The organism is Neobacillus vireti, from assembly GCF_036962465.1.
GTDB classification, from domain to species: Bacteria; Bacillota; Bacilli; order Bacillales; family Cytobacillaceae; genus Neobacillus; species Neobacillus vireti_B.
The window spans coordinates 82,157-107,139 of sequence record NZ_JBALNF010000013.1 but is presented as its reverse complement, the minus strand read 5'-3'; the positions used below and the strand labels follow the sequence as shown (position 1 = coordinate 107,139).

Here is a 24,983-nt window from a genome sequence, read left to right as displayed (position 1 = left end):
ACACAGCCATTTTTTAAAAATTTTGTACAAGCTAAACAACGGATGACTCACTTTCCGGAGAGCGCTTTCATATAATATAGCAGGAGCAAAATGAAATCTATCAACAATTTTCTACGATACCCCTTTTATTATTAAAACATACAAGCATAAATATTCCATTTTTCCCCCATACTAAGAAAAAATGATGAGGTGAAGAAAATGGGACTACTCAACTCATTTAATCAATGGAAAGAGGCAAGATATCAAAATCATGTCTCGACTATGAAAGACCAAGGAAAATGCCCTGATTGTGAAGGTCGAGGCTATACGGTATATCCTTATAATGAGTTTGCCTACTTTAATTCATTTGAATGCCCTGGATGCCAAGGCAGCGGTCAATATGTTGATTGGGAAGAAATGAGGTAGTTGGTAAGGAAATGTTAAAAAAGAAAAATCCCAGCATACCGAGGCTGGGATTTTTACTTATTAACTCTTTTTAACTTGATTTTGATAAACCCTCGCGGTTCTAATTTCAACCGTGAGGGAACCTCTCCGGACAGTTGATTTTATCATAAGAGGGACACCCGTCGTATTTTTAAATCGAAAATCATAGCCGCCATAAGAAACGGTTGCATCTCTTCCAGTTGGGACATAGCCCACATGCAGAGAGTGATGATGTTTTTCAATATAACTAACAGCTAATTTATCAATTGCGTTATACAAGGTGGACGAGGTTTGACAAATGCCACCGCCAATTCCGTCCACTAACTTTCCATCTAGAGCTTCCGGTGCAGGTTGATACCCATGCTCAGCATCACTTGGTCCTACAGTGGTGTTAAAGGAAAAGGAGTCTCCAGCACCCAGAATAACATTATTAATCGCGTCCGCCGATAGTGCAATATTTTTCGACCTGCCGGCCACGCCGCTATTAAAGCGGGTCGTATAAGAGGCAACGACTACCTCTCCTAACTGAGCTGCCTCTTCAGGCTTGTAGCCGCTTCCTGTCACATACAAGGGGATTTCAACGTCACCGCCTTTTAAAGAGGCTTGAATAATTTTATCAATCAGTTCTTCCTCTTCAAGGATCGTTTGCGGCGAACCTTTTATTACTTGACCATTTACATCAAGTTTGTCGAGGTTCATTCTTTTGTCATATCCAGGCGTCTCATTTGTACCCCTCGCCAATTCCCTCGATAATTCGGCTAATTGGGCTTTATATTTTCCATCATCTGATCCATATCCCATTTCTTTTGGTTTTAATGTTTTAATGACACTTTTGGAATTCGGATCGATAAGGTTTACAAAAACCGGTTTTTCCGCTTTCTTTTTCTGCTTTGCCTTCAATTGTTTGTCTTGCTCGCTTTTTTGCGGACCTGCCGCAATCGCTTCTTTTTCTTTTGTGTTTTGCTCTGAACAACCAGCTAATCCTACTAAACAGCCTGCCAATAAAATGATGATGATTCTAGTAAACTTTTTCATTTTCCCCCAACTTTACTCGTTATTTCGTTTGAATATTTCTCTTAACCTATTACTATATGATTTGACGAATATCCGCTAATTTGGTTTCATTCATAATCCTATTTATTCCATTTTTATTTCCACTTTCCTACATTTGACATGGGTTCATTCTATCACTTTTTCTAGTAATAAAATGACTTTTCTGCTGTCATAAAAGAAAAATATAACTTTCGGACTAAAAACTTTGAATAAATACACGAGATAGGTAAATAGTAATACCTAGGTTTGTTCATTTATAGGAGGTGCTTAAATGTCTGTATATGTCCATCAGACGTTTGTCATTAAACAAGATAAGTTTAAAGAAGGAATAGATAATTTAAGGGAGATTAAAAAGTTTAGAAGCGAAAATTATGATCACAAGGTCGAGATCCTGACTCCTATATCAGGAGAAGATCATACTTACGCCCTTCTCACCATTTATGAGGGATTAGCTGAAATGGAATTACAAAATAAAAAAATGTTTGAAGACGAAGAATACTTAGAGCTAATCGGTCCCTTCTTCCTAGAAAATATTGAACAAGGCAGTATGTATACACAAATTTATCGTTCCTTAAGTGAAAAAAAACCGGACAATAAGAAGGAAAAAGAAAAGGATAAATAAAAACTTCAAAAAAAACAAAAAGGGCGCTTAGCCCTTTTTGTTTTGTCTTATAACAGCATATTTAAGAGCATTGCACCCCCAAATGCGACAAATGAAAGGATTGTTTCTAAGACTGTCCATGTTTTAAACGTTTCCGGAACACTTAGTCCTAAATATTCTTTTACCATCCAAAAACCTGCATCATTAACATGTGAAAACATTAACGATCCTGCTCCCGTCGCTATTACAAGTAATTCTAGATTCACGTCTGTCATCCCAGCAACCACTGGCGAAACAATCCCGGCGGCCGTGGTTAAGGCTACTGTAGCTGATCCAGTTGCAATCCGAATTAATCCTGCAATTAAAAAAGCCAAAACTAGTGGAGATAGAGATAAATTCTCAGCCATTCGTGCGATGGTATCCCCTACCCCACTTTCAATTAATATTTGTTTAAATCCACCCCCAGCCCCAATGATTAAGGCGATGGAACCGACCGGCAGCAAACATTCCTCTGTCAATGTTTTAATAGCCTCTTTACCCATCCCTCTTCGCATGCCAAGGAAATAGTAGGCTACAAAAACAGAGATAAGCAGAGCAATAATAGGACTCCCGATAAAAATGAGAAATTTTGTTATTCCTGCCGTTAATTTTAAGTAAGGAGCGATGGCTGATAGGATCATCAGTAATACAGGCAGTAGAATGATAAAAAAAGAAATACCTGTACTAGGTAATGATTTAGCTTTATTGCTAATTCGAATCAACTCAGGTTCTCCTTGTGGTATGACTCTTTTATTAACCCACATGGCAAACAATGGACCTGCAATAATAACAGCTGGAATTGCAATGATTAGCGAATATAAGAGGACTTTTCCTAGATTTGCTTTGTAGATACTGATGGCTGCCAATGCCCCTGGATGTGGCGGAACCAGTCCATGAACGATCGATAATCCGGCAATACAAGGTAAGGCAATTAATAAAATATTTTGTTTAGATGATTTATGAACTGAAATGACTAAAGGTAATAGGATTAAAATCCCCACTTCAAAAAATACAGGAATCCCAATAATAAATCCTGATAACATCATGGCCCAGGGTAATTTGTTAACCCCAAAAATGCGTATAAAGTATTCTGCTATCTGCATGCCCGCTCCAGAGTCTGCCATCATTTTACCTAGAATGGTTCCTAAAGCCAAAATGCCGATTAAATGCCCAAGGACCCCGCCTACCCCTGTTTCATATGCAGACACAATTTTATCTAGTGATAGCCCTGATACTAATGCTAAAAACAAACTTGCCACTAGTAAGCTGATAAATGCATGCCATTTAAACCATGATACACCCAGAACAACGATGACAATTGACACGAGCGTCATCAGTAATAAAAAAGTATCCATACAAACACCATCCTCATAGAAATTGTTGTTATATTCCCTCTTATTGTTAACATTTGTTTTATTAAAATTCGATTTACGTTAAACTAAAAAGCCTTCATCCTAAGAAATCTAAGGATGAAGGCTTACTTATTAATCTCGATCTAAAAGCGCTGCACCAGCTATTCCTGGTTTAGTCATTTCAAATATATTTAAGATAAGGTCTAATTCTTCTTCCGTCAGTACATCATGCTGCAAACATAATTCGCGAACCGATTTGCCACTTACAATCGCTTCTCTGGCAATTCGAGCAGCCACTTCATAACCCAGATGCGGATTAACAGCTGTGATAATACCGACACTTTTTTCTACATATTCTTTTAAACGCGCTTCGTTTGCTTCAATCCCCTTTAGGCAAAAATCAGTAAAGGAACGGAATCCATTATTCATAATACTAATAGACTGAAGTAAATTAAACACCAGTACAGGCTCCATCACATTTAATTCCAGTTGACCAGCTTCTGAAGCCAGACAGATGGTATGATCGTTTCCAATTACCTGGAAGGCAATTTGGTTAATTAGTTCCGGCATGACCGGGTTTACTTTTCCTGGCATGATGGACGAACCTGGCTGGCGGGGCGGCAAGTTAATTTCCCCAAGTCCTGCTCGCGGACCAGATGCCATTAAACGCAGGTCATTGGCTATTTTGGACATATTCATCATACAAACTTTTAATGCAGCCGACACCTCGGTATAGGCATCCGTATTTTGAGTCGCATCAACGAGATGTTCAGCATTGACTAATGGGAGTCCGCTAATATCGGCCAACTGTTTTACCACATCTTTAATATATTGAGGATCGGCATTTAAACCCGTACCAACCGCAGTGGCCCCCATATTAACTTCATATAAATGTTTTTTCGAATTTGAGATCCTCTTTATATCTCGTTCAACAACACGGGAGTAGGCTTCAAATTCTTGTCCAAGGCGGATTGGAACGGCATCCTGCAGGTGGGTTCGTCCCATTTTGATAACGTTTTCAAATTGTTTTGCCTTCTCCCTGAAAACGGCAAGCATATCATCCATCGTTACAAGTAATTTCTCCAGTAATGTTAGAGAAGAGATATGAATGGCTGTCGGGAATACATCATTCGTAGATTGTGACATATTGACATGCGTATTTGGACTTAAGTGAATATAGGTACCTTTGGCATGACCAAGTAATTCAAGTGCACGATTGGCGATTACTTCATTTGCGTTCATGTTCATAGATGTCCCCGCGCCGCCTTGAATTGGATCGACAATAAATTGATCATTCCACTTACCAGCAATAACTTCATCAGCTGCTTGACAAATCACCTCACCAAGCCCTGAATATAATCTCTTAGTATTCATATTGGCTTTAGCTGCTGCCTTTTTTACCATTGCCAATGCTTTGATTAATTCTTCGTGAATGGAGTACCCTGTAATTGGGAAATTCTCAACCGCCCTTAGTGTTTGGATTCCATAGTAGGCATCTAGTGGAATTTCTTTTTTCCCTAAGAAATCTTGTTCGGTTCTGTTTGTAATCATAGCTTTTCTGTCTCCTTTTTAAAAACGTACTTTCCTCACAAAAAAATAATAACAATAAAAAATGACTCTGTCTCTACTTTCGGCCATAATTCTCGGTCAAATTCAAAATTGTTCTGTTAAAATAATAATATTTCGGGACGCGTTATAAATTTTTTTATAGTTTTGCCAAATAAGCCATCATTCCGTCATTAATTTCCACAGAAGAAAGAGTGGTTTCATGTCGGTTTTAGTTACCTGTGTAGAAATTTGTCATAATCTTTATTTTACTAATATCTTATATTAATAAGTTATTCATGTTATAATCATCTCAATATTATTTCAATATTATAAAATTTTAAAAAATGAAGGTAATTTGAAAGTGAGGTTTACTAGTTGAAATGGTTACAACTACTCTTGGAATTATTCCACAACCCAAAACGTACGGCCCGCTTGGCAATCTCCCACAACTAGATTTACATCAACCATCTCAATCCATTATGAAACTTTCCTATGAATATGGTCCCATTTTTAAACTTAAATTTCCTACCGGCACAGGTATTTTTATATCCTCTGCTGACTTAGTGAAAGATGCATCTGATGAGTCCCGTTTTGATAAGCTGGTAAATGCCCCATTGCAGAAGGTACGGGCATTTTCTGGGGATGGGCTGTTTACAAGCTGGACCAAAGAGGATAACTGGCGCAAGGCCCATAACATACTTCTTCCCAGCTTTAGCCAAAGTGCCATGAAGGGGTATCATTCCATGATGGTTGACATAGCCTTACAGCTTGTACAAAAATGGTCGCGCCTCAATTCGGATGAAAGTATTAATGTTCCTGAAGATATGACAAGGCTTACACTGGATACCATTGGCTTATGCGGTTTCAATTATCGCTTTAATAGTTTCTATCGAGAAAAGCCGCACCGATTTATTAAAAGTATGGGACGTGCCCTTGACGAAGCAATGAATCAAAGTAATCGTCTCGGCGTTCAAGACAAGCTGCTGATCAAAAAAAAGCGCCAGTTTAATCGTGATATCGAGTACATGTTTTCCCTAGTAGATCGAATAATCGAAGAGAGAAAACAGAGTGAAAGCCATGATGCGGAAGACTTACTATCCCGTATGCTGGATTGTGAAGACCCGGTCACAGGTGAAAAACTAAGCGATGAAAATATTCGTTATCAAATCATTACATTTTTAATAGCAGGACATGAAACCACAAGCGGGTTACTATCCTTTGCCCTTTATTTCTTAATGAAACACCCTGAAGTTCGTGCAAAAGCCTATGAAGAAGTAGACCGGGTGCTGACAAGTTCGATCCCAACCTATCAGCAAGTCCGCCAATTAAAGTATATTCGAATGATTTTAAATGAATCTTTACGACTCTGGCCAACCGCACCGCTTTTCTCTTTGTACGCAAAGGAGGATACATTGTTAGCAGGAACCTATCCGCTTAAGCGAAGAGATGTAGTCAACATTTTATTGCCCGTATTACATCGCGACCCCAATGCCTGGGGTGATGATGCCGAAGAATTTATTCCCGAACGGTTTGCCGATCCTAAAAAAATCCCACACCACGCTTTCAAACCATTTGGGAATGGACAACGAGCTTGTATAGGGCAGCAATTTGCCATGCATGAGGCTACCCTGTTAATCGGGATGATTTTAAAACAATTTGAGTTAATTGATTATACGAACTATCAATTGAAAATAAAAGAGACGTTAACATTTAAACCGGATGAATTATACATAAAAGTTCAACCGCGTAAATATGATTCTCCTGTTTCTTTTTTACAGGATACACCACGTGCAGCTCTTATGGCGGCAGGGAACAAATTTCAAGCAGAGCGTGCTCCCTCTTCACATAGCACACCGCTGCTGGTGTTGTATGGATCAAATATGGGCACGGCTGAAGGACTTGCCCATGATTTATCTGTAACAGCACGTTTTAAAGGGTTCCAAAGTGAGGTTGCCCCTCTCGATGAGTTTGTTGGCAAACTTCCTAAACAAGGGGCTGTTATCATTATCTGTTCCTCTTATAATGGTAACCCGCCAAAAAATGCTCGTAAATTTGTGAAATGGTTAAAAGAATCGGAGAGTGAATCACTATCATCCATCCGGTTTGCTGTGTTTGGCTGCGGTGATACAAATTGGGCAAGTACCTATCAAAGTATTCCTACCTTCCTTGATGAAAAGCTTGCTGAAAAAGGCGCGAGCCGTATCGTTCAGAAAGGTCAGGGAGATGCGAGTGCGGATTTTGAAAACCAATTCGAATCATGGCACGAGCAATTATGGCCCGCTGTTTTTAATGCGTTGGGAATTGAGGATAGAGAAAAAAGGGTTGATAACTCACTTTCGATTCAATTTATTAGCTTGCAGAACCAAGATAACCAGCAAGTTGCTGTGTCTATGGACACCCTCCAAACCGCTCTACTTCCTCAGAATTCATCTGAACTAGTTGAACGTGTATTAAGTCGATATGCTTTGGAGAGCAATGAACAACTAATTCTATCCGGAGACAAGGAAAAAATGTTCCACCTTCCACTTGATTTTCCTATACGTACTTCGGATCTCTTAAAATATAGTGTGAACTTGGAAGAGAGTGTTACGCAGATCCAGCTCCACGAATTGATTGAATGGACAGTCTGCCCTCCACACAAAAAAGAATTGGAGCAGCTTGAAAGTAATGAAGAAATAATTGCTGAAAAAAGGCTGACAATGCTGGATTTATTAGAAAAATATCCGGCCTGCGAACTTCCTTTTGAAAGGTTTATCCAAATGTTATCACCTTTAAAAGGGTAAATTGCTGACCCTGCTCCAGCTGCTGGCGGTTCGCTGCTGGCGGATACCAGCTAATAACTGTCGAAATTAAAAAGAGGTAACCAATGAGTCCTTCAACTCAATGGTACCTCTTTTGTTTTTCTATAAGTGGCGGCAAATTTACCGTTCTAAAAAAGAATGATTGAATTTTCTTAGCAGCTCGCCGAAAACTCGGCACTCCTCTTCCGGCCAATCTTGAAGTAATTCTGTAATCCGTTCAAAACGCGCCTGCATATGTTCTTTTAATTCTTTTTTTCCTACCTCCGTAATTTCAAACGTATAAGCCCTTCCATCTAACGGATCAGGAATTTTATATAAGCAGCCTTTCTGCTCTAAAGCTGCTGCTTGTCTGCTAACCGTTGATATATCCAATTGGAATTCACCTGCTAACACCTTTACGCCTACCGCCCCTTTCATGGCGATGCGACGAAGTAACAGATAGGCAGATCGGTCGAGACTCCCAACCTTCTTATGATTATTATCCGAAGTGGTTCGTCGGAGCAAGATTGCTAATTCAAGTTCGATCATTTCTAGAGCATTTTCATTCATTTTATAACCTCACAGTATTCAATATTCCTAATCATTATCATATCATAATCATAATTCATTTTTATTTTCGCGTCAGCAACAGAAAACATCATTGACGAAGTGGAAAATAGTTGTATAATACAATCATATATACTTTCATCATACAACTATATTCAACCAATTAAAAAGGAGAGATGTGAATGTCATCCACACCACAATCGATTGCGTCAGCCTCAAAATCAGAGGTGCAACCATCATTACTAACACAGCCAAAGTCAGTATGGGCCGTGTTTTTCGCTTGTATCATTGCTTTCATGGGTCTAGGTTTAGTAGACCCCATCCTGCCTGCCATTGCAGAACAATTGCACGCCACACATAGTCAAGTTACCTTACTGTTCACCAGCTACAATGCTGTTATGGCAGTCGCCATGCTCATCACCGGGATGATTTCTTCAAGACTCGGTATTAAGTGGACCCTCCTTTCCGGCATTGTTATCATTGCTGTATTTTCCGCACTTGGAGGATTTTCAAATGGAATATGGACCCTTGTAAGTCTTCGCGGCGGCTGGGGATTAGGAAATGCTTTATTCGTTGCAACTGCACTTGCTGCCATTGTCTCGCTATCCAAAAGCGGAACAGCTAAAGCCATTATTTTGTATGAAGCAGCAATTGGTCTGGGGATTTCTGTAGGTCCGCTGCTTGGAGGCTGGTTAGGGGCAATGTCCTGGAGAGGACCTTTTCTGGGTGTTGCTGTCCTAATGGTGATAGCTTTTATTGGATTAATTGTATTAATGCCAAAGTCTCAACAACATCAACATGCTAACCAGGCAAAAACATCTATTCTAGACCCATTCCGCGCCCTCAAACACCGTTCATTACTTGTCTTTGGAATTGCGGCCGCCCTTTATAATTTTGGCTTTTTCACACTGCTCGCTTATGCCCCGTTTGTGATGGGATTGGATGAACATGGACTGGGCTTTGTATTCCTAGGATGGGGAATCTTACTTGCGATTACCTCTGTCTTTATGGCTCCTGAATTACAGTCTAGGTTTGGAACCATTAAATCAATGTGTGCAATGTTAGTGTTGTTTGGTATCCTCCTTTTTGTCATGGGTACATGGACATCTTCACAAGCAGTTATCATTACTTGCGTTATTGCCGCTGGTGCATTATTAGGTAATAACAATACACTTATTACTACTGCAGTAATGAATGCTGCCCCTGTTCAACGCTCAACAGCGTCAGCTGCGTATAGCTTCCTTCGCTTTATCGGCGGCGCCATTGCCCCTTTTATGGCTGGTAAGCTGGCAGAAATTTATAATCCATCTGTTCCTTTTATTGTTGGAGGAAGTTTTGTTATCATTTCTGTACTGTTTATTTTAATAAACAAAAAGCACATTAATCATGTTGATGATGTTGAATTAGGTCATTAAACGTACGTAAAGGGATCTGTCTTGCTGACAGCCCCTTTTTCTTTTTGAAATCTGTCATTAGTCAATGAATATCCCGCTTCTTAAAACGTCCGCCGCGAACTTCAGCAATGTCAGCAATGGCTAGAAATGCGGTAGGATCAATATCTTCCACAATGGTCGTGAGTTTCGATTCTTCCAATCGAGAAATGATACTGAAAATAACTTTCTTATCATCTCCTGTATAGGCCCCTTCGCCATTTAAGTAGGTTACTCCTCGTCCTAGCCGGTCATTTACGGCATTTCCGATTTCATCGGCATTGTCACTAATAATCCAGACAGATTTAGTTTCCTCAAGCCCTTGTACAACCGTATCGATTGCTTTCGAAGCAATGACATACGCTAATAACGAGTACATAGCACGATCCCAGGTAAAGACAAAGCCTGCTGCGCCTAAGATAAAAATATTCATAAACATAATGATTTGACCAACTGAAAAAGGAACCTTTTTGCTAATAACAAGAGCTAGGATTTCTGTGCCATCTAATGCACCGCCATTACGTATGACAAGCCCCACTCCTATTCCTAAAATCATTCCGCCAAATAGGGTGGCCAAGAGGATATCTTCTGTAAAAGGAGGAATGGGATGAAAAAACGAGGTAAATATGGATAATACGATAATTCCATAAACTGTTGAAAATGCAAAGGTTTTTCCCATTTGTTTGTAACCGAGATAAACAAAAGGCAGGTTCAAAATAAATAGAAAGAGTCCTAATTTCCATCCGGTCAGATGCGCCAGCATAATGGAGATACCAGTTATTCCCCCATCAATTACGTGGTTAGGCACTAAAAATATTTCTAGTCCTGTGGCCATTAGAATAGCTCCAATGGTAATGGCGATGATTCGAAAAATCACCTTGCTCAGAGGCAATTTCCGATGCTGAAAGTTTTCCTTCATCAATTCTGTCATTCAACCACTCCTTATTCATTGTATTTGCCGTAAGATCATCCAATCTAGCAGGAATCCCTAAATAAATATGTTCTTTATATGATTATACCATATTTTTAAATAAATTTGAACCGTAGTTCATATTTCAAAAAAAGAAAAAAGGGATTGCAGCCTCTGCAACCCCCATTTCTTATACCATTACCTTACATATATTATTTGTAAATTCAACTGGATCTTCAATTGGTAAGCCTTCAATTAGCAATGCTTGATTGTATAGCAAGTTTGTAAATAAGGTTACCTTATCCTTGTCCTGTTCGAAGGCATCCTTTAATGATGCAAACACCTCGTGATGAACATTAATTTCCAAAATCTTATCTGCTTTAATATTTTGGCTGTTCGGCATAGCATTTAAGATTTTTTCCATTTCAATCGAGACTTCCCCCTCAGTTGCTAAACATACTGGATGAGTTTTAAGTCGTTTCGATACTTTTACATCTTTAACCTTATCTTTTAAAACATTTTTCATAAACTCAAATAATTCTTTATTGTCTTGCTCCTCTGCAGACGTATCTTGATTTTCTTCTGCTTCAAAGCCTAAATCACCGCTGGAAACTGATTTAAATTCTTTTTCTTTATAAGACATTATCATTCTAATGGCAAACTCATCAATCTCATCAGTGAAATAGAGAATTTCATAGCCCTTGTCCGCAACTAATTCCGTTTGTGGCAGCTTATCAATCCGATCATTCGATTCCCCGGTTGCATAGTAAATATATTTTTGGTCCTCTGGCATTCTTGATAGATACTCGTCAAGAGTGACCAATTTTTTCTCCTTGGATGAGTAGAACATTAATAAATCCTGGAGTTCTTCTTTATGGCTTCCATAATCACTGTAAACACCATATTTTAGTTGTCTTCCAAATGATTTAAAAAATGTTTCATACTTTTCACGGTCATTCTTTAATATCGATAACAATTCGCTTTTGATTTTCTTATTAATGTTTTTGGCAATTAGCTTTAATTGACGGTCATGCTGAAGCATTTCTCTGGAGATATTTAAAGATAGATCTTCAGAGTCCACCATACCCTTCACAAAACTAAAATAGTCCGGAAGTAAATCAGCACATTTATTCATGATTAACACACCATTGGAATATAACTCTAACCCTTTTTCAAATTCCTGTGTGTAATAATCAAATGGAATATTCTCCGGGATATATAATATGGCGTTATATCTTACCGCCCCATCCACGCTGATATGAATATGTTTAAGCGGCTTATCAAAACCATAGCGTTTTTCCGAGTAAAAAAGTTCATAGTCCTCTGTTGTTAAATCCTTCTTATTCTTTTTCCAAATAGGAACCATGCTGTTAATGGTTTGTTCTTCCACTACTTCTTCAAATTCATTTTCACTGCCCTCTTTGAGCTTACGTTCTGTAACATCCATTTTGATTGGATAGCGGATAAAATCCGAATACTTCTTGATGATTGACTTTAAACGGTACTCTTCAAGATACTCATCATAATTTTCATCTTCAGTATTTTCTTTAATTTTCAAGGTAATCTCGGTACCAATTGAATCTTTCTCACATGGAGTGATGGTGTATCCATCTGCTCCTTTTGATTCCCACTTATAGGCTTCCTCACTGCCTAATGCCTTACTTAGAACGGATACTTCATCTGCCACCATAAAGGCTGAATAAAAACCAACCCCGAACTGACCAATGATATCGTAACCGTCTTTAATTTCATTTTCTTTTTTGAAAGCTAACGAGCCACTTTTCGCAATCGTACCAAGGTTATTTTCAAGTTCTTCCTTCGTCATGCCTATACCAGTATCAGTGATTTTCAATAATCGATTACCCTTATCAGCTGTGACTTTTATGTAGTAGCTATCTTGGTCAAAGGTCAACGTATCATCAGTTAAAGCCTTATAGTAAATTTTATCTATCGCATCGCTAGCATTTGATAATAACTCTCTTAAGAAAATCTCTCGGTGTGTATAAATCGAGTTAATCATCATATCTAGTAATCGTTTTGACTCTGCTTTAAATTGCTTGGTTTCCATCAAGACCTCTCCTTTTTGCAAAATATAACTATATTTTAGCACTCTTGACCAGTGAGTGCTAACAATTATTTTAATAACATAAATATTAAATTTTTGTCAAGAAAAAAAGCACCCTGGTGGATGCTCGTTTTTACAAAAGCAAATTGCTTTATTGGATAATCTTTGAAGCCCTTGCTAGTTCTGCCGTCTTTTGAATTCGTTTGCTCAAAGGTTTTTTCAAGACTAAGGCTAAAAGAATGCTGGCTGCTGTAAAGATTAGTAAATAAAACACATCCTTCACCACCACATCCCAGACCATTCCTCCCACCGCTTCTCGCAGCAAGCTTACAGCATACGTAAACGGCATAAAAGGATATATCAATTGAAAAAACGATGAGGTTGTACTAACAGGAAAGGTAGCACCTGAACTTGAAATTTGCAGCACTAAAAGAATGATGGCTAAACCTTTCCCGATTGTACCAAAGACAGAACATAAGGTAAAAGTAATCGTAACAAATACCAGCCCAATCAAAATACAAAAAAGAACAAACCATAGTTTATCAACAGCATAAGTATGGAGGATTAGTAAATCACCAAGTGAAACGATAACTGCTTGACTGACTCCAATCGTAAGAAAAGTAAGCATCCTTCCAAAGTAAACCTGATAGCTTTTATACTGTTGGTTGTTGTCCTCTACATCTACTCGAAGTGAGGCAATCAGGAAGGTAGCACCTACCCAAAGTGCGAGCATCGTATAAAAAGGTGTCATTGCTGAACCATAATTAGGAATTGGAAATATCCTTTTGGTCTTTAACAGAACAGGACTAGATAAAAAGTTACTCTCCGCTTGCGGATCATGCTTCAAAAATTGAATTAGATCATTCACATCCACACTGCCTTTTAATCTTCGAAGTTTATCAGCTGTGCTTCTAATTTGCGATTCAAATCCTGGTAGATCATTTCTTGCGAGATCAGCTGCTTTATGTACAGCTGATTCTAATTCAGGCAGCTTTGTACGAACAAGATTAGCGGCTTTTTGAATATCATTCTCTAACGAAGGCAGGTCATTTCGAACAAAATCAGCTGCTTGATGAATCTTTTTTTCAATAGTGGGAAGGTCATTTTTCATGAAATTGGCGGAGCTGTTTATTATTTGTTCCCCTTCTGAAACCTTCTGCTGGAGATCAACACGAGCTCGCATAATGGTATTGTGAAGGCTTACTAAATCATCATGAAGAGTTGTTAGCTTTGAATTATTTTCACTAGTTTCAGCCTGTGTGGCAGCTTGTGAGGTACGCTCTATCGCTTCTGTAATAGTCGTTTCCATTTCGGATAAATTTGCTTCGACTTGAGTTACTATTTCATTTACACGATTTAAATCACTCAATTTCTCTTGAAGTGCCAATATTTTCTCACTTGCTTCATTGACGAGCGGCAGATTCGCTTCCACTTTTAGAATACTGCTCCCAGCCTGGGTTATTTCAGGGATTCTTTGCTCCAGTTCGATGATTTTTTGACCTTTTTCTCTAATTTCGGGCAGTTTCCCTTCTAACTCAATCGCTTTCTTTCCCATTGCATTGATTTCCGGTAATGCCTGTTCTAGTTTGAAGATTTGTTCCTCCATATTGTGAATCGATGGCAAGGCCTTCTCTAGCTCAACTCCTGCTTTATAAAAACCGGAAAAAATGGCATCTCCCACTGTTTTGACAAATGCCTGGCTAATTTGACTGGTGACACTTGATGCCCCTGAGCTTGCAATTTTTGGAGCAACAGCATTAATCTTTTCATTTACCCCAAACAAGATCTGCGGCTTTTTCGGATTAATTTCAAGAATGCTGGTTATTTTTTTTGAAAAGTCAGCAGGGATATAGAGATAGGCATAATATTCACCTTTTTTGACTCCCAATTTGGCGGTAGTGTAATTAACAAATTTCCAGCCAAGTTTCTTATTTTCTTTTAGATTTTGGACAATTTCTTTTCCAACGTTTATTTTTTTTCCTTGGATTTCCGTTCCTTCATCTCCATTGGCCACTGCTACTTTAATTCCAGAGGTATTGCTGTATGGGTCCCACATTGCCTTAATATTAATCCAAGCATAGGCGGATGGCAGTATTGTGAGTGCCCCCAATAACAAGATAGCAATTGGCACTTTACTTATATTTTTCCAATCAGTCCTATAGATGTTCCATATTTTACCCATAGTCCCCCGCCTTTTGTAAGAGTTCCTCCACTTAGCTTTCCACTATTTGCTTAACTAGATTCAGGGAATGAATAATCATTTTTTTGTGTGAGATATTTAGGCATTTCGTTCAGGTGATTATGAGTGTGGTTGCATATGCTGATATAAAATACTTGATGAAAGGGGCATTTCTGTGAGCAAGTCATCGGACAATCCAATCATACCTAATACAGTGATTGATTTACTGGTAAGTGATATTTTTCGAAAAAATGGAATCAGTTTGGACAAAGCGAAAGGAAACTTATCTGAGGAACAAAAACAAATGTTAAAAGATTTAATCAAAGATTTATCTCAGCAAGTGGATTCGTTTGTTAAAAACCCCCCCAACGAAAAGAAAATAGATTAATAAATGAACCACTTAAGACGCCTGAATAGGCGTTTTTTTTGAGTTCATTTTTTAAAAAATAGGCTTGTTTTAGGGACTCGTCCAATCATAACAGGAGACAACCTCATATATTAAATCGAAACTAACAAAAAGGAGTGTTTTATAAATGGCATCATCCAGCAGAGATAAACAAAAAAGCAGCAGCGGCGAGAAGAACCATCGTGACTACGAGAAAAAAGAGCATAAATCCAGTTCCAAGCATGACGAGCATGAGAAAAAACATCATAACGCAGAAGTAGCACAAGAAGCGGGCCAATTCTCTTTTGTAGATCAAGAATCTGATGAGCTAATCTTTATTAAAGATTCTTGCAACGTCAAGGTTCATTCGACTGATACACAAGCAGCCGTTTCCTTACAAGTTGGACTACAGCTAGCTATTGCGATTGTCGTTAGAATTACAATTGGAGATTCACCAACAGGTCAAAGTGTTTTGCAAGATCTAATGCAGGTGTTTGATTCTGAACAGACAAACAAGCAAAAAGTTATTGTCGAAAATTCAAAAGATATCACTATTACAACCACTGATACAGACCTATCTGTCAATATCCAAGCACTATTACAAGTACTTGTTTCATTAGTGGTTAAGTTAGACGTTCTATAAAAAAAAAACAATAAGAGGTGAAAATAACATGAGCGAAAACAAATGGAAAGCATTGGATCACTGTGACGATAAAGGTAAAGGAAACGAAGCAAACGTTTTACAAGAAGGAGACCAAGTGTCTTCAACTACCCAAGAATCCTTTGAATGGATTGTCGTAAAAGATTCTGAAGGCGTCACTGTTCACACAACTGATACTCAAGCAGCCGTTTCCCTACAAGCTGCTATTCAAGTTGCTATTGCAGTTGTCATTAGTATCACAATTGGAGATTCTGAAAAAGGCAGTGCAGTCGCACAGGATTTTAAACAATTCTTCAAATCAAAACAACGTAATTCTCAAAAAACAGTCATTCAGGGCAGTAAATGTGTAGAAGTGACAACAACAGATACACAAGTCTCTGTGAACATCCAAGCATTACTTCAAGTTCTAGTTGCGATTGTTGCAAAATTAGATGTTCTATAATTAAAATGATTAAACAAAAAAAAGGCTGCCAGCTGGCAGCCTTTTTTATTTAGTTGTTTCCTCTTTTTGGGCAAGATTATAATTATATTTTGAACGGTCAACAGGGGTAAAGTTTTTTGGAGTATAGAAACGTAATAAATCTCCATTGACTACTTTATCTGAAAAAGTAAGTTTTTCCTGGACCATCTCTTTATATTTCTTTGCCTCAGCCAGTTTGTCCGATTCTAGCTTAAGCCCAGTAGCTGAATCATAATATTTACCATCGACCGAAGTTATCGTTGGGCTCACATAGTCGCCGTTTCGGAATGCCACTAAACTATCATGCTGTTTAGACAGTAAGTCCGTACCAAATTGGACATTATCTTTTGTATCGATACCTAATAGATGAAGAACAGTTGGCAGAAGGTCAACTTGACCGCCATACTCATGGTTTACCCCACCCTGCACGCCAGGGACACGGATAAACAACGGTACACGCTGTAATCCAGCACTATCAAAAGATGTAATTTCTTCTTTGCCAAGTACTTTTGCCATGGCTTTATTATGATTTTCAGAAATACCATAATGGTCACCGTACATAATAATAATGGAATTGTTATATAACCCAGACTTCTTAAGATAATCAAAAAATTGCCTTAATGCTTCGTCTGCATATCGAGCCGTTTGGAAATATCCATCCACAGACTTATCACCTGTTGAAGCCGGTGCGATCGTTGCATCTTTTTGATTCATCGCATACGGATAGTGATTGGCAACCGTAATAAATTTGGTATAAAACGGCTGTGGCAGTGATTCCAATAGCGGGATGGATTGCTGATAGAATGGTTTATCCATTAAACCATATTCTGCCTCATCAGAGGAATTAATCTGATAATAGTTGGCATCATAAAACTTGTCAAAACCAAACGATTTATATATTTCATTCCGATTCCAGAAACTTCCGGAGTTACCATGGAAAACAGCTGAAGTATAGCCGTTCTGCCCTAAAATGGCAGGTGCAGCTTGGAATGTGTTTAACCCTTTCGTTGTAAAAACAGATCCCTCTGGTAAGCCAAACAAAGAATTCTCGAGCATAAATTCTGCATCAGATGTTTTTCCTTGCCCTGTTTGATGAAAAAAGTTATCAAAATACATTGTATTTTGGTCTTTTATCAATGAGTTTAAAAACGGTGTAACCTCTTCCCCATTTAACTTATAATTGATCAAAAAGTTTTGGAAGGATTCAAGGTGTAAGTAGATCACATTCATACCCTTACCCTTAGCAAAGTAAGCCGGATTTGGTTCGGCATAGTTAGACTTTGTGTAGTTGATAACTTCAGTAATATCATCACTACTAGCCATTACTCTTTGTGCGGATGCATGTGTGCTCTTAACTGCATCATAGATCGTGTAATTATACATTCCTAGATATTTCACGATATAATTTCGGTCAAATCCTCTAGTTAATAACTGTGGACGATCCATTTCCGCCAGCGATAAGTTCACACATGAAATCATCAAAGCTAAAGAGTATAAAACAGAAATCTTTTTACGCTTTATATCCATCATTTCCATCTTAACAATCCGAAAAGCAAGTAAAGCAAGTAAAACGATAAAGTCAAGGAAGAATAGTAAGTCATATGGTTTTAATAATGTAAACACACTTCCACTCACGTCCCCAAAGTTTTGAGTCTGCGTTAGTGTTGGCAGTGTGATAAAGTCGTTAAAAAATCGGTAAAAAACCACATTCGCAAATAATAGAAAAGATAATAAAAAATAAATAACCATCATTGAAATATATTTTTTTCTTCCTTTAAAGAAGGCGGATATTCCTAAAAAAATCAAGGAAGAACCTAATGGATTAAAAAACAAAAGAAATTTTTGCAATGTATTTTCTATGCCCAATTGAAATTGCGTTAATTGGACTAAGTAAGTTTTCAACCATAGTAAAAGAACAGACAAAAATAAAAAGCCAACATATTTATTGAAAATACTTTGACCCTTAATACGTAACTTATTCATGTTTCTATTCACCTCATAGTGCAATATTATGACAAAAAAGATTGGACAATTAAATAGAAGTTTGTACCCAAATTCACTAACATCTATCTTAACAGGTAAATATGAACAATTAATGAACAAAAGTTAAAAATGTTTTTGTATGAATAGAAGAAACTATTGGGTAAGAGAATGAATTCGGAAGTGCGTAGGAAAACTATCTCTGTGCACTTCAAGGAAGGAGGCACTAGTCCTGAACAACTTTTCTAACACCTTAAGGAGGGTAACGATGGGAATATTAAGTGGGAATCCAAAAGACGAGCCCTTACATTATGGCGAGGTATTTGATATTTGGGCTTCACAGTTAGCCGGAAACAATATGATTTCTGGTTATAAAACAATGTTAAATCATGCTGGTGACGAGGATTTAAAAAAGGTTCTTCTTGAAGCTATCGAAACAGGCGAACAGCAAAAGAAGCAGATTGAAGAACTTTTGAAGGAAAATGGTGTTGGTCTGCCACCAGTTATGCCTGACCCACCGGAGGCATGTTTAGAAGACATTCCAATTGGTGCCAGAATTCCGGATCCAGCGATTGCCGCTACCCTTGCAGCAGACACGGCTGCCGGATTAGTCGCATGCAGTCAAGTCATTGGAATGTCTATTAGGGAAGATGTTGCCATGATGTATGGACAATTCCATACTCAAAAAGCAGCGCTTGGTGCAAAGATTTTGCGGTTAAATAAAGAAAAAGGCTGGCTGATTCCACCTCCGCTTCATTTTACTAAACATCACGACTGTTAAAAGAGAGCATTTCGAGCACTTTTCATTATCCACATTGGAGGGATTTTAATGTCTACACAGGACTCTAAGCAGCCAAACAATAATGCAATAAAAAGTCCCCAGGGATCTGGTTCTGAATATCACCGTGAGCACGCAGGGGATGTTCCCGATTATGGCGGAAACAGTATGGAGCAAATTGCTAAAGACGAATTAAAAAATCAAACCAACAGTACAAATATGTAATCTAGAAATACGCAAAAAAAGGACAGTATTGTTTTACTGTCCCTTTATGTTTCTCCATCATTGCCTTATCGATGTTCCGGATAATTCTTTAAGTGCTTTCCTAAAACCTAACCGAATTATATTTAGAAGGTTAGCGGACACAACATCCACTAATCCAGGAATAGACGCAAGATTTATGTCCCAAAGTTTTTGTTCGCTAAGAACTCTCTCTGTTAGTTCCTTTATATCTATTAAATTATCTTCATATTGTTTCCAAATCATTGCGAAATATTGTAATATTTCGCAATGATCCTGTAATTGGATATCCTCCTCGGCCCGCTTGCCTCGATAAAAATAAATTAAGCTGCTTAACGAGAAGACCATCCGTTTTGGCAGTGTTTGTTTCACAGCAACATATTCAAGTAAAGCGGGTAAATTCCTGGTTGTAAATTTCGATATCGAATTTAAAGAAATACTCATTAAGTAATGCTTAATATATGGATTAGCAAATCTATTCCATACTTCCCCGGCATAAACCGTAAGCTCTCCCAAATCCCCTTCTAGTGTCGGAATGATTTCCTCTGCTATTAGGTTTTTAATAAAGAGACCAACTTCAGGATCATTAACCGACTCTTCAACCGTATCCAAACCAGCTAAATAACCAACAGGGGTCATCGCCGTATGGGCTCCATTTAGGATTTTCACCTTTCGGGTGCGAAAAGGAGTTAAGTTATTGACAATAAGCGTGTTTAAGCCTGTTCCGTGGATGGGAAGCTCCTCCATTAAGAATTCGGGTCCCTCAATCACCCATAGATGATACTGTTCTCCAACTACCATCAAATCATCTTGATAACCAATTTCAGCCATTTTTTCATCCGCACTGTCTGTTGGGAATCCAGGGACAATTCGATCAACCAGACTCGAACAAAACGTATTGGCCTGCTCGAGCCATGCAGTGAATTCACTACCTAAATTCCAGAAATCAGCATATCTTAGGACGATTTCTTTAAGCTTTACACCATTATTTTCTATCAATTCACAAGGAATAATGATACATCCGCGCTTGATATCACCGTCAAAGGCTTGAAAGCGTTGATATAGAAAAGCAGTTAATTTACCCGGAAAACTCCTCTGAGGCCGATCCTCAAATTTATCGTCAGGATCAAAAGTAATCCCCGCTTCAGTGGTATTGCTGATGATAAAGCGCAGATCAGTACTCGCAGCAAGTTTCATATAGTCTTGATAGTTTGTAAAGAGGTTAATTCCTCTGCTAATGGAGTCAATGACCATATGTTCATTAACAGGGCCTCCGTCCTTAATTCCTTGTAAATAGAGGCTGAACAGGCCATCTTGACGGTTTAGTTTGTCAATTTTTTCAAAACCTCTTGGCTGCACAACTACCACACTTCCATTGAAATTTGTTTTCTGATTGAGAACCTGAACCTGCCAATCAACAAAGCCTCTTAAAAAGTTTCCTTCCCCAAATTGCAGGATTTTCTCTGGATAAATATTGTATTGCTTATAATTTGTTCGATTTAAACTCTGCATTTTCCACCCCTGTTTAACCAAATTAAGTTCAATTGCACACGTTAACAAATATACGCACTACATATTTATTTGCCCGTATCACCATTGCTATTCTAATAATAATTCCAGTTTAACAAAATAGTGAAAAGCAGTAAACTATTTTGTTAACGTTAACATATTGCTAAGACTGAAAATATTATTATAAAAAAAAGAGTGATGTCCTTAATCAGACCACATCACCTCTTTCCTTTCACTGCAAGAAATTAATTTCGATTGGTGCTTTTTGTGCGGTTAATCTATTTCGGCCATTTATTTTAGATTCAAGCATTAATTGGTCAGCTTGAATATATCCTTTTTCTATTGATATACGCTCATTTAATTTAAAAAAATAAAGACCCATTGAGGAAGTATATTGGACCTGAATCGTTTCACCTTTGAACTCTAAGTTTAAAGTACAATTTTCAATATGTGTAAGAATTTTTTTTAACAAACAGGTTGTTTCCTCATAATCTTTATTCCGTAAAAACATAGTGAACTCTTCGCCGCCACTCCTAAATAAGAGATCATTCTTCTCAAGATAAGTTTGAAGTTTATGGGCAAAATGGATAATGACTTGGTCCCCTACAGCATGATTATAGTTATCATTTATTCTTTTAAAATTGTCAATATCACAAACCACAATCCCAATCCATTCATCACAGTGGTTAAGCTCGGTCATTTTCTTATCCATATAAGCCCGATTATGGACTCCGGTTAAGAAGTCTGAATAGGCCATTTGTTCAAATTGATCACGCTCAAGCTTATGCTGAATTAATTGTGCCTTGGAAATAAACGAATGACCTACTAAATAATTGATGATAAATAAACCAAGGACCATTTCCCATAATCCTTCTTTAATCAATAGAAATAACATTCCATTAATAAAGGAAATTCGAAGGAGATCAAGAATACTTCTACTTTTTACAAAACTAACCAGTTCCTTTTTTGTGCTGATTTCTTTCATCAGATAAAAAATAATAACTAAAAAAGTGTCTGATAAAATCGCATTTACAATGACCAGTATAAACATTAAAATCCAAAATCCAAATGGAACAACAGAAAAGGATTTGTTTAGGATTTGGTATAGAAAAAAGGTGATCGTATTTTGCAGGACAAAAGAACCGATGTTATAAAAGATGTGGAGAAACTCTTCAGGGTCATCCGTTTTTGTTACTTTTTTATAAAAATAGGCAGTGATCCGAAAAAGGGATTCATATACTAATAAACCGATTGGGCCAAATATTAAAATAAACGATAGACTGTAATTGAGGCCATAATCAATTGTAACATTCCCTTTCTTACTGATCGTTCGTAAATGGAAAGAAAGGACTGTAAATATCCAGTAGATGAGTAGTGCTTTGAAAAAAAGCATTTCACCGAAGAAGTGACTCTTTGGGAATAATGAGCTTAACAGTGATACTAAAAATAAGGTGATGATATAAATTTTATCCTTGCTCATTCTGTCTTGGCCTTCTCTCCATCTACTTAAGTGCTTTAGAAGTTGTGAATCATCCATAATTAATAATAATATATTAACAAAATATTAAGACATAGGTAATTATTATTTTTTATTAACTTTAACTTTTCTAAACATTTGTCGTTCACTTCTCTTGGTTGATAATGTTCGAATAATAAAAAATCCACCCCATTATCAGAATGAACATTTTACCTGTTAAATTAAACCAAAAACTCCTGCCTTTTACTGTAATAGGTAAACCCGTTCCGGTCTGCCAACTGTTCCATAGGACAAATCAGCATCAATTTTTTCAATTGATACTAAATGTTCGAGATACCTTCTTGCAGTAGTTCGACTAACGCCTACCTCTTTTGCAACAGTTTCTGCTGTAAGTCCGGTGGTTACTTTCCCAAGGACTTCAATTACTTTTTCAAGTGTAAGAGGATCAATCCCTTTAGGAAGGTAAGCCTTTTCATTTGTAGTGCCGTCGGTCTCTTTCCAAAACAGTTTATCGACCTCCTGCTGGGAAATATAGGAATCCTCCTTGGCTAGTTTTAAAAATTTGGCATGATATTCCTGATATCTTTGTAAAGATTGTTTAAATCGTTCAAAAATCACCGGTTTAATAATGTAATCAAACACCCCCAACCGAATTGCCGCTTGAACTTTATCAATCTCTTTAGCAGCTGTAATCATGATGACATCCATTTGTTTCGTTTGGAGCTTTGTTTCTTTTAATAAATCTAATCCGTTCATATCAGGAAAGTAAACATCAAGGAGGATCAAATCAGGCTGCAGCACTTCTATTAACGTTTTGGCCTCTACATAGCTAACGGCAATCCCAACGGGTTGAAAGCCCTCAATCAGGTCAAGAAATCGTTTCTGAATTTCTGCAATTCTTAAGTCATCTTCCACTATTAGCACTTCGATATCTTTATTCCCCTTCATTTAACATCCCCCTGCACTTTGGTATAGCTGCCGTAAAAATGGTCCCTTCCCCTTTCGTTGATGTAAATGTCAAATAGCCGCCTAAGTCATTAATGGCCCTTTGGGCTAAGCTAAGACCGATACCAGAATTACTGTTTGTCTTTTTAGTAGAAAAACCAGGCTTAAAGATGTAATCTTGAACCTTGGTGTCTATGCCCACTCCATTATCTTCTACCTCAATAATTAATTCCTTGCCTAGATCCGTTAAGAAGAGCGAGACTCTTTTTTCATCGTTTTGGCTTTCTCTAACTGCCTCAAAAGCATTGTTGATAAGATTGCCGATAATCGTAACTAACCTATCTCGACTAATTTCTACAGGTACATCTTTAAAACTACTTTCACGATCAATGGAAAGGTCAATTTTTAATTCGCTGGCGAGACTAACCTTCCCTAAAACAAATCCCGCAATAATCGGGTCAGGTATCTCTCTCATTAAAAATTGAATAAACCCTTGTGCTACATCTACTTCCTTTGAGATAAAATCAATTGCCTCTTTATAAGAGCCAAGCTGAATGAGGCCAAGCAGTGTGTATAACCTGTTCGAGTATTCATGCGTTTGCGCCCGCAATCCCTCTGCATATGCTTTAATATGAGATAATTCCTTTAATAAATTGGCCAGTTCTGATTTATTCCGAAAGCTTGCAACCGCACCTACTACATCTCGTTTTTTATCAAAAATCGGAATGCGGTTAGCGAAATATACATCACCGTTAATGAGAATTTCTTGATCATATTCCGCCTGTCCGGACTGAACCACTTCATACAGTTGGGTATTTTCAAGGACTGTTTCAATTCGTTTACCACGTAGAAGGACTTCATTTGGTACACCTAAAATCGTATGGGCTGTTTCATTCACTACCGTAATTCGCCCAACCGTATCGATGGCAATGATTCCTTCATGAATAGACTCGAGGATGGCATGCTTTTCCTGGTACATCCAGGCAATCTCTCTCGGTTCTAACCCAAATATCGCCCTTTTGATATTTAACGAGATTAGTATGGCAGCAATCAAACTCCCGATTAAGATGACTAAGGTGGTAACAAAGATTTTTTGCTGTATTTTTGCTACCTCTTTTTGAATGTCTGTCTGAAGGTAGCCGACGGAAACCACCCCAATTACCGTTCCCCCACTAATAATAGGCGCTTTGCCTCTGAGTGAAGGCCCCAGTGTTCCGGTCGATTCTGAGATGACAGACTTCCCTTCAAAAACACGGCCATTATCACCGCCAACCATTTTTTGGCCAATTCTGTTGGGATTGGGGTGGGAATACCTGACTTCGTTCCGGTTCCCAACTACTATAAACTCCGCTCCCACCTGTTTTCGAATTTTTTCAGCTATTGGCTGAATGAAAGCCGAAGGATCATTTGATCGAAATGCAGCCTGGATATCCGGCATATTTGCGATAGTTTGCGCAACTGACAAGGCCTTTGTTCCAATCTCATGTTTAAGATTGGACTCCATAATATTCTTAAAGGAAAATTCGATGATTGTCCCCATGATAATTATTAATATAGATATTCCGAGCATTAACTTCGTATGTAAACGCATGCATACACCT

General features: G+C 37.9%; 21 protein-coding genes. 9 read left to right on the top strand and 12 right to left on the bottom strand.

Going from position 1 to position 24,983, the window contains the following annotated elements; translation table 11 throughout:
- Nucleotides 1-198 precede the first annotated feature (198 nt).
- A complete protein-coding gene (locus V7077_RS05380; RefSeq protein WP_215046289.1) occupies nucleotides 199-405 on the top strand; it encodes a methionine aminopeptidase in 207 nt (68 codons plus the stop codon).
- A 60-nt stretch (nucleotides 406-465) separates the two neighbouring features.
- Here the strand turns inward: V7077_RS05380 and V7077_RS05375 are convergent, their stop codons facing one another.
- A complete protein-coding gene (locus tag V7077_RS05375; RefSeq protein WP_335499116.1) occupies nucleotides 466-1,458 on the bottom strand; it encodes a VanW family protein in 993 nt (330 codons plus the stop codon).
- Nucleotides 1,459-1,747: 289 nt separating this feature from the next.
- Between V7077_RS05375 and V7077_RS05370 the strand changes: the two genes are divergently transcribed.
- A complete protein-coding gene (locus V7077_RS05370; protein ID WP_335499115.1) occupies nucleotides 1,748-2,098 on the top strand; it encodes a hypothetical protein in 351 nt (116 codons plus the stop codon).
- Nucleotides 2,099-2,145: 47 nt separating this feature from the next.
- Here V7077_RS05370 and V7077_RS05365 read toward each other — a convergent pair whose 3' ends face one another.
- Nucleotides 2,146-3,471, bottom strand: coding sequence for a GntT/GntP/DsdX family permease (locus V7077_RS05365; protein ID WP_335499113.1), 1,326 nt, complete (start codon nucleotides 3,469-3,471; stop codon nucleotides 2,146-2,148).
- Nucleotides 3,472-3,600: 129 nt separating this feature from the next.
- Nucleotides 3,601-5,019: an aspartate ammonia-lyase gene (aspA, locus tag V7077_RS05360; RefSeq protein WP_335499110.1), complete on the bottom strand. Its 1,419-nt coding sequence runs from the start codon at nucleotides 5,017-5,019 to the stop codon at nucleotides 3,601-3,603.
- 377 nt (nucleotides 5,020-5,396) lie between these two features.
- On the opposite strand from aspA, the gene V7077_RS05355 reads away from it, so the two are divergent.
- Nucleotides 5,397-7,799 carry a cytochrome P450 gene (locus V7077_RS05355; RefSeq protein ID WP_420489611.1) on the top strand — a complete coding sequence of 801 codons (2,403 nt, stop codon included), beginning with the start codon at nucleotides 5,397-5,399 and terminating at the stop codon, nucleotides 7,797-7,799.
- A 138-nt stretch (nucleotides 7,800-7,937) separates the two neighbouring features.
- Here the strand turns inward: V7077_RS05355 and V7077_RS05350 are convergent, their stop codons facing one another.
- Nucleotides 7,938-8,366 (bottom strand): MarR family winged helix-turn-helix transcriptional regulator, encoded by a 429-nt coding sequence (locus tag V7077_RS05350; protein WP_335499108.1) that lies wholly within the window; start codon nucleotides 8,364-8,366, stop codon nucleotides 7,938-7,940.
- A gap of 179 nt (nucleotides 8,367-8,545) precedes the next feature.
- Here V7077_RS05350 and V7077_RS05345 point away from each other — a divergent pair, with 179 nt between their 5' ends.
- Nucleotides 8,546-9,778: an MFS transporter gene (locus tag V7077_RS05345; RefSeq protein WP_335499106.1), complete on the top strand. Its 1,233-nt coding sequence runs from the start codon at nucleotides 8,546-8,548 to the stop codon at nucleotides 9,776-9,778.
- A 61-nt stretch (nucleotides 9,779-9,839) separates the two neighbouring features.
- Here V7077_RS05345 and V7077_RS05340 read toward each other — a convergent pair whose 3' ends face one another.
- The 3 genes from V7077_RS05340 to V7077_RS05330 form a co-directional block, all read right to left on the bottom strand.
- The gene (locus tag V7077_RS05340) at nucleotides 9,840-10,724 is read right to left on the bottom strand and encodes a YitT family protein (protein ID WP_335499105.1); all 885 of its coding nucleotides are present in this window, start codon (nucleotides 10,722-10,724) and stop codon (nucleotides 9,840-9,842) included.
- A 169-nt stretch (nucleotides 10,725-10,893) separates the two neighbouring features.
- The gene (gene htpG, locus V7077_RS05335; protein ID WP_335499102.1) at nucleotides 10,894-12,771 is read right to left on the bottom strand and encodes a molecular chaperone HtpG; all 1,878 of its coding nucleotides are present in this window, start codon (nucleotides 12,769-12,771) and stop codon (nucleotides 10,894-10,896) included.
- A 148-nt stretch (nucleotides 12,772-12,919) separates the two neighbouring features.
- Nucleotides 12,920-14,950, bottom strand: coding sequence for a YhgE/Pip domain-containing protein (locus V7077_RS05330; RefSeq protein WP_335499100.1), 2,031 nt, complete (start codon nucleotides 14,948-14,950; stop codon nucleotides 12,920-12,922).
- A gap of 172 nt (nucleotides 14,951-15,122) precedes the next feature.
- On the opposite strand from V7077_RS05330, the gene V7077_RS05325 reads away from it, so the two are divergent.
- The 3 genes from V7077_RS05325 (at nucleotide 15,123) to V7077_RS05315 (ending at nucleotide 16,435) form a co-directional block, all read left to right on the top strand.
- Nucleotides 15,123-15,335 carry a spore coat protein gene (locus V7077_RS05325; protein ID WP_335499099.1) on the top strand — a complete coding sequence of 71 codons (213 nt, stop codon included), beginning with the start codon at nucleotides 15,123-15,125 and terminating at the stop codon, nucleotides 15,333-15,335.
- Between the two features lie 145 nt (nucleotides 15,336-15,480).
- Complete coding sequence (locus V7077_RS05320; RefSeq protein ID WP_335499097.1) at nucleotides 15,481-15,975, top strand: spore coat protein; 495 nt, start codon at nucleotides 15,481-15,483, stop codon at nucleotides 15,973-15,975.
- Between the two features lie 28 nt (nucleotides 15,976-16,003).
- Nucleotides 16,004-16,435, top strand: a complete 432-nt coding sequence (locus V7077_RS05315; protein ID WP_335499094.1) for a spore coat protein — start codon at nucleotides 16,004-16,006, stop codon at nucleotides 16,433-16,435.
- 45 nt (nucleotides 16,436-16,480) lie between these two features.
- On the opposite strand, the gene V7077_RS05310 is transcribed toward V7077_RS05315, so the two are convergent.
- Nucleotides 16,481-18,436 carry an LTA synthase family protein gene (locus tag V7077_RS05310; RefSeq protein ID WP_335499092.1) on the bottom strand — a complete coding sequence of 652 codons (1,956 nt, stop codon included), beginning with the start codon at nucleotides 18,434-18,436 and terminating at the stop codon, nucleotides 16,481-16,483.
- Nucleotides 18,437-18,701: 265 nt separating this feature from the next.
- Between V7077_RS05310 and V7077_RS05305 the strand changes: the two genes are divergently transcribed.
- Both V7077_RS05305 and V7077_RS05300 read left to right on the top strand, forming a co-directional pair.
- Complete coding sequence (locus tag V7077_RS05305; RefSeq protein ID WP_335499090.1) at nucleotides 18,702-19,214, top strand: DUF3231 family protein; 513 nt, start codon at nucleotides 18,702-18,704, stop codon at nucleotides 19,212-19,214.
- A 48-nt stretch (nucleotides 19,215-19,262) separates the two neighbouring features.
- Nucleotides 19,263-19,436 (top strand): hypothetical protein, encoded by a 174-nt coding sequence (locus tag V7077_RS05300; RefSeq protein ID WP_335499088.1) that lies wholly within the window; start codon nucleotides 19,263-19,265, stop codon nucleotides 19,434-19,436.
- Between the two features lie 57 nt (nucleotides 19,437-19,493).
- On the opposite strand, the gene V7077_RS05295 is transcribed toward V7077_RS05300, so the two are convergent.
- The 4 genes from V7077_RS05295 to V7077_RS05280 all read right to left on the bottom strand — a co-directional run bounded on the left by V7077_RS05295 (nucleotide 19,494) and on the right by V7077_RS05280 (nucleotide 24,973).
- The gene (locus V7077_RS05295) at nucleotides 19,494-20,963 is read right to left on the bottom strand and encodes a tagaturonate reductase (protein WP_335499086.1); all 1,470 of its coding nucleotides are present in this window, start codon (nucleotides 20,961-20,963) and stop codon (nucleotides 19,494-19,496) included.
- Between the two features lie 229 nt (nucleotides 20,964-21,192).
- Entirely contained in the window at nucleotides 21,193-22,440 is a 1,248-nt protein-coding gene (locus tag V7077_RS05290) for a GGDEF domain-containing protein (RefSeq protein ID WP_335499084.1), read from the bottom strand.
- 240 nt (nucleotides 22,441-22,680) lie between these two features.
- Nucleotides 22,681-23,385, bottom strand: a complete 705-nt coding sequence (locus V7077_RS05285; protein WP_335499082.1) for a response regulator — start codon at nucleotides 23,383-23,385, stop codon at nucleotides 22,681-22,683.
- Nucleotides 23,372-24,973 (bottom strand): sensor histidine kinase, encoded by a 1,602-nt coding sequence (locus tag V7077_RS05280; protein ID WP_335499080.1) that lies wholly within the window; start codon nucleotides 24,971-24,973, stop codon nucleotides 23,372-23,374. The genes V7077_RS05285 and V7077_RS05280 overlap by 14 nt, the downstream gene beginning before the upstream one ends.
- Nucleotides 24,974-24,983: the final 10 nt, after the last annotated feature.

What these genes read in the sequence shown, in the direction of transcription:
- V7077_RS05380 (WP_215046289.1), top strand. Translation starts at nt 199, where the DNA reads ATGGGACTACTCAACTCATTTAATCAATGGAAAGAGGCAAGATATCAA.
- V7077_RS05375 (WP_335499116.1), bottom strand. Translation starts at nt 1,458, where the DNA reads ATGAAAAAGTTTACTAGAATCATCATCATTTTATTGGCAGGCTGTTTA.
- V7077_RS05370 (WP_335499115.1), top strand. Translation starts at nt 1,748, where the DNA reads ATGTCTGTATATGTCCATCAGACGTTTGTCATTAAACAAGATAAGTTT.
- V7077_RS05365 (WP_335499113.1), bottom strand. Translation starts at nt 3,471, where the DNA reads ATGGATACTTTTTTATTACTGATGACGCTCGTGTCAATTGTCATCGTT.
- aspA (WP_335499110.1), bottom strand. Translation starts at nt 5,019, where the DNA reads ATGATTACAAACAGAACCGAACAAGATTTCTTAGGGAAAAAAGAAATT.
- V7077_RS05355 (WP_420489611.1), top strand. Translation starts at nt 5,397, where the DNA reads ATGGTTACAACTACTCTTGGAATTATTCCACAACCCAAAACGTACGGC.
- V7077_RS05350 (WP_335499108.1), bottom strand. Translation starts at nt 8,366, where the DNA reads ATGAATGAAAATGCTCTAGAAATGATCGAACTTGAATTAGCAATCTTG.
- V7077_RS05345 (WP_335499106.1), top strand. Translation starts at nt 8,546, where the DNA reads ATGTCATCCACACCACAATCGATTGCGTCAGCCTCAAAATCAGAGGTG.
- V7077_RS05340 (WP_335499105.1), bottom strand. Translation starts at nt 10,724, where the DNA reads ATGACAGAATTGATGAAGGAAAACTTTCAGCATCGGAAATTGCCTCTG.
- htpG (WP_335499102.1), bottom strand. Translation starts at nt 12,771, where the DNA reads ATGGAAACCAAGCAATTTAAAGCAGAGTCAAAACGATTACTAGATATG.
- V7077_RS05330 (WP_335499100.1), bottom strand. Translation starts at nt 14,950, where the DNA reads ATGGGTAAAATATGGAACATCTATAGGACTGATTGGAAAAATATAAGT.
- V7077_RS05320 (WP_335499097.1), top strand. Translation starts at nt 15,481, where the DNA reads ATGGCATCATCCAGCAGAGATAAACAAAAAAGCAGCAGCGGCGAGAAG.
- V7077_RS05315 (WP_335499094.1), top strand. Translation starts at nt 16,004, where the DNA reads ATGAGCGAAAACAAATGGAAAGCATTGGATCACTGTGACGATAAAGGT.
- V7077_RS05310 (WP_335499092.1), bottom strand. Translation starts at nt 18,436, where the DNA reads ATGAATAAGTTACGTATTAAGGGTCAAAGTATTTTCAATAAATATGTT.
- V7077_RS05305 (WP_335499090.1), top strand. Translation starts at nt 18,702, where the DNA reads ATGGGAATATTAAGTGGGAATCCAAAAGACGAGCCCTTACATTATGGC.
- V7077_RS05300 (WP_335499088.1), top strand. Translation starts at nt 19,263, where the DNA reads ATGTCTACACAGGACTCTAAGCAGCCAAACAATAATGCAATAAAAAGT.
- V7077_RS05295 (WP_335499086.1), bottom strand. Translation starts at nt 20,963, where the DNA reads ATGCAGAGTTTAAATCGAACAAATTATAAGCAATACAATATTTATCCA.
- V7077_RS05290 (WP_335499084.1), bottom strand. Translation starts at nt 22,440, where the DNA reads ATGAGCAAGGATAAAATTTATATCATCACCTTATTTTTAGTATCACTG.
- V7077_RS05285 (WP_335499082.1), bottom strand. Translation starts at nt 23,385, where the DNA reads ATGAAGGGGAATAAAGATATCGAAGTGCTAATAGTGGAAGATGACTTA.
- V7077_RS05280 (WP_335499080.1), bottom strand. Translation starts at nt 24,973, where the DNA reads ATGCGTTTACATACGAAGTTAATGCTCGGAATATCTATATTAATAATT.